The sequence below is a fragment of the Streptomyces sp. NPDC051776 genome (assembly GCF_040681345.1).
Taxonomy (GTDB): Bacteria; Actinomycetota; Actinomycetes; order Streptomycetales; family Streptomycetaceae; genus Streptomyces.
In genome coordinates this window covers 1-9118 of the sequence record NZ_JBFAYQ010000096.1, presented here as the reverse complement: position 1 = coordinate 9118, position 9118 = coordinate 1, and the positions used below count along the sequence as shown (strand labels likewise).

The window sequence follows — 9118 nt, the reverse complement described above, 5'->3', positions numbered from 1 at the left end:
ACCCAGGTCAGGCCGCAGCACACACCCTTCGACGGCAGGACGACCCGTACCCCTGCGGCTTCGAGCACGGCTACGGCGGCGCGGCCGACCGGTGATATTAAGTCAAGTTCTTAAATTCGGAATAGTAATGCATTAATCAAGATATAATCAGTTAGGACTTTTATACTATATTTGAAAAGTTTATCAATACTTGTATTTAGTTTAAAATTTTAAAAAAAGCAATTGAAGACAGTAAATATGAATCATTTTAAAGGTAAAAAAATTCCAATCAACTTTAACCAATTCACTTTCAAAATATCACCTCCATTTTTAAGAACTATTATATCAATAAACAGAAAAACAACCCCTGTAATATGAACTAAAGATTATAGGGGGTGTTTTAATGGTATTTCCTAGGGGCCATTATATAATTATAGACCCTATATTATTCTTGAATTTCAAATTCTGGTAATTCCTCAATTAATTCAAGGGTTCGCATACTTACTGTAATAACGGATAATAAGAGGTTCAAAATATATTTAGGATTATCACTAAATTCGTTAGGATCATCCGTTATTCCTGATTTTTTATCTGTTTTTACTTGATATTGATCAATAATCCATTCGATAGCTGGCCTTCCACTAACCACATACTCATAAGCTTTCTCTGGTATGTTCGAGATAGTTATTGAATTATTGAAAATAATAGTGTCTAAGGCTCCTTTTTTAGGATGTTTCATCTTAGTCACTTTATAATCATCAGAGCTAACTGACACCGTCACTCCAGGGTATGACACTTGTTTCTCGTAATTCAGATGCAGATTAGATAACTCCTTTCCAATCCGAATAAACGCTTCTTTATTTCGGACTAGCGGAATCCGCGCCAAGCTCTTTTTTAAATCATTGGCATACATATCCCGATATTCGGGTGAATGAAGCAAACCATACACATAATAAACAATGTCAGCCTTATCAATATCATAATTGCCTACTACATTGTCATATTTAACGTCAAGAAGCCCTGTCGTATCTTCCAAATTCTTCAAAAAACCTTTACCGGACGTAAGCAACGCATATTCTGGAACGTTATTTGTCATCAAGACAGAGAACTCGGAATTTGTGGACACATACAAAACCTTGTCATTAAGTGACATCGCAGTATCGTAGTTTGACGGACGGTGAATTAAATCTCGTCCATAATACAACCTTTTTCTGGACAGAGGATAGAAATATTTTTATAAGTTTATTAAATAACGAAGGAGCAACTTTAGCTACAAATCTTGCTATTTGTAAATCTACATTTTTTTATTGAAAAATAGATAGTTTATAGTTACAGTTGCAACTGCTTTAGCCGCGATTAAAATACTTTTCTCATTCATTTTAAATAAAGGGCTATGATGGGGATAATTTCCGCCGTCTTCAGGCTGTGCACCAATGTAAAAGAAAGTACTTGGTACAACTTGCCCATAATATGAAAAATCTTCAGAAGGATTTTGTGGTCCTAAATCGACTATATTATTGACTTCTGAAATATTCTGATCTTTTAAGCTGTCAACTACAAAGTGAGTGAGATTTTCTGAATTAAAGAGTACAGGATAGTTATCGTCATAATCTACAATCACTTCAACCCCAAAGGTTACTCCAACGCCTTTAGCAATTTGTTTCACTTGGTCTCGGATGACTTTTCTAGTTGTTTCTTTCATCATCCGAACATCCCCTTTTAACACTACTTTATCTTGTATAGCATTAAAACTTCCTGCTCCATCAAATGATCCAATAGTTACAGTACCCATGTCAAATGGATCTATTCTTCTTGAAATTACTGTTTGGAGTTCAGTTACAAAGTAACTAGCGGCTACTATTGCATCATTACTTAATTGTGGCATAGAAGCGTGACCTCCGTTTCCTTTGATTGTAATGGTGAAATTAGAACGTCCCGTTTGAGTTTCTTTATTATGATAGGCAATGACCCCTGTTTTAATTGTAGTCATCACATGAACCCCGATCATATTATCGACACCGTCAAGAGCTCCTGCTTTAATCATACCTTTGGCACCACCAGGAGATACTTCCTCTGCTGGTTGATGGACAATTCTAACTCTTCCCGGAAGTTCTTGTTTTATTTTTACTAGTTCTCTAGCAAGTACCATCAAATATGCAGTATGTGCATCGTGTCCACAGGCATGCATTACTCCTGGATTGACCGATTTAAAACTTAAATCATTATCTTCAAAAATAGCAAGAGCATCAAAGTCTGCTCTCAACGCAAGAGTTTTTCCGGATTTTCCACCTTCAATATCAACGATGATTCCAAATCCCTTTCCGATAAGTTTTGGTTCACAGTCAAGTTCTTTATAAAAGCCCATAATATACTTAAATGTTTCTTTTTCTTGAAAAGAAATTTCTGGGTATTGATGAAGATGACGCCTAATTTGAATCATTTCATTCTCATATTGTGTTAAGCTAGTCAACAAATTATTAAGTAGTTTCATATGATACCTCTAAACTTTCTACCCGAATTGCTAGTTAATTTCATTGGAAAATAAATAAGTCGTGCTATCCTAATCTTAAACCACTAAGCATTAGAAAGCGCACGACTTATATGACTTATAATAGCACACTTCCAAAAGTTTTTGTTTATTTACTGACAACCATTGAGACGCTTTATCAAACGAGTGTTCCCCTTGAGGTTCAAAACCGAAAGAACGTCCATCTCGCAACATCAGATTGCTTAGTTATCGCTTGTTACCTATGGGGCGTACTGCATTTTAGTGAAACGCTTAAAGCTAAGCACCAACTTGCTCAAAGTTTATTTCCTAATTTCCTAGAATATTCTCGCTTTGTCCGCCGTTGTAATGCCCTCTTACCGAGTATCCAAGTCATTCGCCAAGCACTCGTCTTTAAAGAGGTTGAAGGAATGAGTGTATCCATTATTGACAGCTTCCCCATTCCTTTGTGTCAGCCTATTCGTAATTTCAGAAGCAAAGTTCTTGGAGATTATGCAAATGTTGGCTACAATTCTACAAAGGGACAGTACTTCTATGGATGTAAATGTCATGCTTTAGTCAGTGAATCAGGCTATGTCATAGACTACACAATTACTCCTGCTTCAATGGCTGATAGTTCAATGACCGAGGAAGTGTTGAGTCAATTTGGGACACCAACAGTCCTTGGAGATATGGGATATCTAGGTCAGTCACTGCATGATAGGCTGGAATTAAAAGGAATTGATCTAATTACACCTGTCAGGAAGAACATGAAGCAAAAGAAAATCCTTTTCCCTAATTTTTCAAAACGTAGAAAAGTGATTGAGCGAGTTTTCTCTTTTTTGACAAATCTAGGAGCTGAGCGTTGTAAAAGTCGTTCGCCTCAAGGTTTTCAATTGAAATTAGAGATGATACTTTTAGCGTATTCTTTACTGTTAAAATCAGCTAAATCACTGGAACCAGAGACTTTAAGATATTCTATCGGGTATCAAGTCATGGCTAAATAATCAACTAGCAATTCGGGTAGGTCAATGTTCTTTTATATTTGAGCGTCCAGAAAATGGTCATTTTCTGAACACTCTTCTTTTCTTATTAAGATTATTAAAATCATTTGCATTTATTGTTCATTAACCCGTAATTTATTCTATGTTCATTTATATAAGTGCTTTCAAGTTATGGTACAATACTATCAATGGAGGAATGCTATGAAAAATTTATTAATAGTTTTTGAAGGACTTGACGGTTCAGGAAAAACAACTCAAATTGATATGTTACATCAATGGTTTGAAAATAAAAAACTTAAAGTTTTTACAACAAAACAACCAACAGATTACTATAGAAATGATAAAAGAGTTAGAGATTATTTGGATAATGGTATTGCGCCCAATATGTATTCGATTGCTTTATTGGCTGCAGCTGATAGAACTTATCAGATAACTTCAGAAATTTTCCCCAAAATATCTGAAAGCAACATTATATGTGATAGATACTTATACAGTTCACTAGCGTTCTTTAAAGCTCGTGGGATAGACTACAAAGAAATTCTAATGATTAATAAAGGTGTTCCTACTCCAGATGTTACAGTGTTTTTAGATGTTCCTCCAGAGCGTGCTTTAGAGAGAGTTCGTCAAAGGGATGGAGAAGATATAAAGTATGAAGAAAAAAATGAGTTAGTATTTAACCAAGTAAGACAAAATTTTCTTGATGTTTTACCTAAAAATGCTTTACTTGTTGATTCAACTGTAGGGATTGACAAAGTTCATCAAATAATAACTAATTTTGTAAGCGAGGTAATGGATAAATGATGTTTTCTGATAGATATATACAAAAAGTAGTCAATACAAAATCTCATCTATGTGTTGGGTTAGATCCCATTTTAGAGAATTTTCCTAGCTATATTTTAAAAAAGGCAGAGAGCATCTATGGAAAGACCCCTAGAGGAGCAGGCTACGCTATTTTTGAATTTAATAAAATGATTATTGATATAGTGGCAGATAAAGTTCCAGCTGTAAAACCTCAACTTGCTTACTATGAGAAGTATGATTATTATGGAATAGAAGCTTTTTGGAAAACTGTGGATTATGCTAAGAAAAAGAGACTTATCGTTATTGCGGATGCTAAGAGAGGAGATATCGGAAGTACTTCTCAGGCATATGCAGAAACTTTTTATAAGAATACAGCTGATGAGTGGAGCTCTACTTTATCTGTAGATGCAGTAACAATTAATCCATACTTGGGAAGTGATGGATTAGACCCATTTATAAAATTAGGAGAAGAAAATGATAAGGGCTCTATTATTTTAGTGAAAACAAGCAATCCTTCTTCAGGAGAATTGCAAGATAAAATACTGGATTCTGAAAATAAAACTATCTCTGAAGTTGTATGTGATTATATTATTAAAAGCACGAATAAAGTTGGGAATTATGGATTTTCAGATATTGGAGCTGTCATTGGAGCAACATATCCCGAAGATTTAACTAAGTATAGGAGACTCTTACCAAAAACCTTATTTCTAATCCCAGGAGTTGGTTATCAAGGAGGAGATGTGAAACTATTAGACGCAGCGTTTGATAATAATGGTTTAGGAGCCATCATAACATGTTCAAGAGCAATTGATTATGCTTATAAAGATACAGGTTTATCAGAGCAAGAAGTAAAGAATTCTATTTTAGAGGCAGTTGACTATTATAATGGATTAATAAATAAAGCTTTGATAAAATCTAAAAAGGTTTATTGGGAGAGGGAGAAAAATTGAAAAAAATATATTAGAGTCAATTTTAATAAAAAATGAAGTTGCTCTTAAAGAAGTTATCACAAAAATAGACTCCCCCTCTTCAAATAATGATGTAGGAACGCTTTTTTATACATCATTTTTTGAAAATTTAGGTAATAAAAATTCTGATATTGACATTTATGGACCAATGTCAAATATTTAGACACAAAATGAGCTATATTTTCTTAAAATAATTTTCTTCTTTCTGATTTGGAGTTAAACCCTTGTTGGCGGAATGAGGATTATAATTGTTATAAAATTGTTCGATGTATTCAAAGCAAGAGAGTTGAACTTCTTGAATGGAGTGATAAGTTCTGCGATTAATTTCTCGTTGTTTAAGATACTTGAAAAAGACCTCAGTGACGGCATTATCATAAGGATATCCAGGCTTGGAGTAAGAAGCAAGCAATTGATGCTCATCTAATAACTTTCTAAAGGAAGCTGATTTAAATTGGCTTCCTTGATCCGAATGAAAGATAATTGGTTCCTTAGGCTTCCTCTTATTTATAGCTATCTCTAAGGTGTCACAGGCGAGTTTGGCATCAATTCGATCACTTACTTTCCACGCAATACATTTCCTTGAGTAGAGGTCAAGAATAGCACAGAGATAAACATGTCGTTTAGGTCCTATAGAGATATAAGTGAAATCTGTTGTCCAAACTTGATTTGGGGAGTTCGGGTTAAATTCTTGTTTAAGCAGATTATCAGAAGAAAATACAGGAGCTTTCTTTGATTTAAAACGAGGTTTGATGGTTGACATTTTAGGGAGTGTCATAGACTTGAGAAGTCTTAAGATACGGCCTTCAGAAATATTAACGCCATAATCACGCAGGAGAATGATTTTAAAAGCTCTCGTTCCAATTCTTTTCTTGGCTTTCATATAAATCTCAAGGAGTAATTTTCTCAAGCGTTGATTTTCTACTTCACGCTTCGAAAGCCTCTTGTTTATGAAAAGTTATAGTAGGTGGAACGATTGACATGTAAAACACGACAGAGCATAACTGTCGTGTGTTCAAATCTGAGTCGATAGATGGCTTTCAATCTTACTTGGAGTTTTGCATGAATATGGCACTCGCTTTTTTTAAGATCAGATTTTCTTCCTCTAGTTGGCCATTCCTTTTTTGTAATTCTTGAATCTGTTTAGCAGTCAACACCGTATTATCTTCAAGACGCACTTGAGAGTACTGCTTAATCCATTTTGCAAGTGCAGAAGAAGATACGCCATAATCTTTACAGAGTTCAGTTTGTGTTTTACCAGTTTGATAGAGATTAACAAGCGATTGTTTGAAATCCTCATCGTAACGTTTAAAACCTGACATAAAAGTCCTTTCATTTTTGTGTCTTAATAGACAGATTATAACACCCAATTTTCTGTCCACTTTTATAGTATAGCTCCATGGCACGTGTTGGTGATCTTTTAGGAATCAACTATCTAGGGACGCATACCATGCGTAAAACAGGCACTTATCGTGTTTATACGCAGTCGAATTATAATATTGGTTTAGTCATGCATTTATTAAACCATTCAAGCGAAGCCATGACTTTAACATATCTTGGATTAGATCAAGCTAGTCGAGAAACGATGTTAGACCAAATTGATTATGGGTAATGAATGTTTAGAACTTAGTAGTCGTCCAAAAACGACTACTTTTTTTGTTGAATCGTCCTTGGACGATTCAATGCTTTTGACTTGTAAGAACAGGATTGAATGAAGCCATACTGTTCGCATATTTTTAGTGGATGAACGAACAAAATACGAGAGATTTTTTGTTCGTTCATCCATGGTTTTAGGGGTTCTGTTGCAAAGTTTTCCAAAAAATCTATTTTAGTGTAAAATTGAGAAAAAAGACAGAGAGGACAGAGTAATGAATCATTTTAAAGGCAAACAATTCAAAAAAGACGTCATTATTGTCGCTGTTGGTTACTACCTGCGTTACAATCTAAGCTATCGTGAAGTTCAGGAATTGTTATATGATCGTGGAATAAATGTTTGTCATACTACGATTTATCGTTGGGTGCAAGAGTACAGCAAAGTCCTCTATTATCTTTGGAAGAAGAAAAATAGACAATCCTTCTATTCATGGAAAATGGACGAAACCTATATCAAAATTAAGGGACGTTGGCATTATCTTTATCGTGCAATTGATGCGGACGGCTTAACCTTAGATATCTGGTTACGAAAGAAACGGGATACGCAAGCAGCCTATGCTTTCTTAAAACGACTCCATAAACAGTTTGGTGAGCCGAAAGCAATTGTGACCGATAAAGCACCTTCTCTTGGCTCCGCCTTTAGAAAGTTACAGAGTGTGGGTTTATATCCTAAGACAGAGCACCGAACTGTGAAGTATCTTAACAATTTAATAGAACAAGACCATCGACCTATTAAACGACGGAATAAATTTTATCAAAGTCTCCGTACAGCCTCTTCCACGATTAAGGGCATGGAGACCCTTCGAGGAATATATAAAAAGAACCGAAGAAATGGAACGCTCTTCGGCTTTTCGGTGTCTACTGAAATCAAGGTATTAATGGGAATACCAGCCTAAGATATTTGGAGTTCAGAGCGGGCGCGTTTGATTTTCAAACTTCGCAACAGAACCAAAATAAGCATAACTTTTAAAGTGCTCCATAACTGTTAGATTTCTTGTCTAACAATTATGGAGCACTTTAGGTTCCCTGTGCTTTTTTATTTGTTCAAAAACAGCAACCGTAATTTGTTTTTTCCCAGTACTATAGCTAACTTAAATGTACTTTTCATTAGCCAACGTTAAAATTCGTCTTATACTAAAATTTAATTGTTTAAATGTGATAATCAATGTGATATTATTATTATATGACAACAATGGTTGTTAACAACGTTTAAATTATTCGTATACTTATTCGTATACTATCAAAAATGGAGGAATAGGTATTGAAAACAAATCGCTATGTTGTTGCGTTTGCAGGTGTCATGTTTCATTTAATGATTGGTTCCGTTTATGCTTGGAGTGTTTTTACTAATCCAATTGCAAAACAAAATGGTTGGGCAGAATCCTCAGTCGCTCTTGCATTTAGTATCGCTATTTTCTTCTTGGGAATGTCAGCCGCCTTTATGGGCAAAGTCGTTGAAAAAATAGGCCCTAGACTAACGGGAACTATTGCTAGCTTTCTTTACGGAACTGGAACCATTATGACTGGTTGGGCTATCCATCAAAATTCAATTTGGCTATTATATCTCTCATATGGTGTCATAGGCGGCTTAGGACTGGGAGCAGGATACGTTACCCCTGTATCAACAATTATTAAATGGTTTCCAGACAAACGCGGTTTAGCAACGGGGTTAGCTATTATGGGATTTGGTTTTGCAGCAATGCTGACTGGTCCTGTTGCTCAACAGCTAATGGCTAGTGTTGGTCTTGAACAAACATTCTATCTCTTAGGAACATTTTATTTTGTTATTATGCTGCTCGCTGCACAGTTTATTGTTCGTCCAAATCTGGCACTATCAAGCACTACTGAAAATAGCATTTCTCAAAAAAAGGGAACACGTCTAACCCGAGGACCGGAGCTAACAGCTAACCAAGCCCTCAAAACTAAATCCTTCACTTTTCTTTGGATAATGTTATTTATCAATATTACATGCGGGATCGGCCTTGTCTCAGCTGCATCCCCCATGGCTCAAAGTATGACCGGCATGTCTGTCCAAACAGCCGCAATTATGGTTGGAATCATAGGCCTTTTCAATGGCTTTGGACGTTTGATATGGGCAACTTTGTCTGATTATATCGGGCGCCCTGCTACTTTCAGTCACCCTCCCCAAGCCCTCCCCCGCCCAGGGCCTGGTGGCCCAAGGGACGTATTGCCTTTCATCGTTGATGTTCAACCGCCGACCCGGCTTCCTC

At 35.8% G+C, this 9118-nt stretch carries 8 protein-coding genes and 1 pseudogene; 6 read left to right on the top strand and 3 right to left on the bottom strand.

All coding sequences use genetic code 11. The features are described 5' to 3' along the window. Positions 1–424 precede the first annotated feature (424 nt). Both AB0M26_RS30730 and AB0M26_RS30725 read right to left on the bottom strand, forming a co-directional pair. Positions 425–1198 (bottom strand): type ISP restriction/modification enzyme, encoded by a 774-nt coding sequence (locus tag AB0M26_RS30730; protein ID WP_300697143.1) that lies wholly within the window; start codon positions 1196–1198, stop codon positions 425–427. A 75-nt stretch (positions 1199–1273) separates the two neighbouring features. Beyond that, positions 1274–2470 carry a M20 family metallopeptidase gene (locus AB0M26_RS30725; RefSeq protein WP_015082999.1) on the bottom strand — a complete coding sequence of 399 codons (1197 nt, stop codon included), beginning with the start codon at positions 2468–2470 and terminating at the stop codon, positions 1274–1276. Positions 2471–2580: 110 nt separating this feature from the next. On the opposite strand from AB0M26_RS30725, the gene AB0M26_RS30720 reads away from it, so the two are divergent. The 3 genes from AB0M26_RS30720 to pyrF all read left to right on the top strand — a co-directional run bounded on the left by AB0M26_RS30720 (position 2581) and on the right by pyrF (position 5219). Then, positions 2581–3471 carry an IS982-like element ISLll1 family transposase gene (locus AB0M26_RS30720; protein ID WP_311805167.1) on the top strand — a complete coding sequence of 297 codons (891 nt, stop codon included), beginning with the start codon at positions 2581–2583 and terminating at the stop codon, positions 3469–3471. Between the two features lie 198 nt (positions 3472–3669). Beyond that, on the top strand, positions 3670–4269 hold the full coding sequence (tmk, locus tag AB0M26_RS30715; protein WP_349221497.1) for a dTMP kinase: 600 nt from the start codon (positions 3670–3672) through the stop codon (positions 4267–4269). Continuing rightward, positions 4266–5219, top strand: a complete 954-nt coding sequence (pyrF, locus tag AB0M26_RS30710; RefSeq protein WP_012579076.1) for an orotidine-5'-phosphate decarboxylase — start codon at positions 4266–4268, stop codon at positions 5217–5219. The genes tmk and pyrF overlap by 4 nt, the downstream gene beginning before the upstream one ends. A gap of 177 nt (positions 5220–5396) precedes the next feature. Here pyrF and AB0M26_RS30705 read toward each other — a convergent pair. Then, a pseudogene (locus AB0M26_RS30705) lies at positions 5397–6556 on the bottom strand (IS3 family transposase). 77 nt (positions 6557–6633) lie between these two features. On the opposite strand from AB0M26_RS30705, the gene AB0M26_RS30700 reads away from it, so the two are divergent. The 3 genes from AB0M26_RS30700 to AB0M26_RS30690 all read left to right on the top strand — a co-directional run. After that, positions 6634–6846, top strand: coding sequence for an integrase (locus AB0M26_RS30700; protein ID WP_032398721.1), 213 nt, complete (start codon positions 6634–6636; stop codon positions 6844–6846). Positions 6847–7102: 256 nt separating this feature from the next. Continuing rightward, the gene (locus AB0M26_RS30695) at positions 7103–7783 is read left to right on the top strand and encodes an IS6-like element ISS1N family transposase (protein WP_081196305.1); all 681 of its coding nucleotides are present in this window, start codon (positions 7103–7105) and stop codon (positions 7781–7783) included. Positions 7784–8148: 365 nt separating this feature from the next. Next, a partial coding sequence (locus tag AB0M26_RS30690; protein ID WP_365266132.1) for an OFA family MFS transporter occupies positions 8149–9118 on the top strand: 970 nt, incomplete at its 3' end.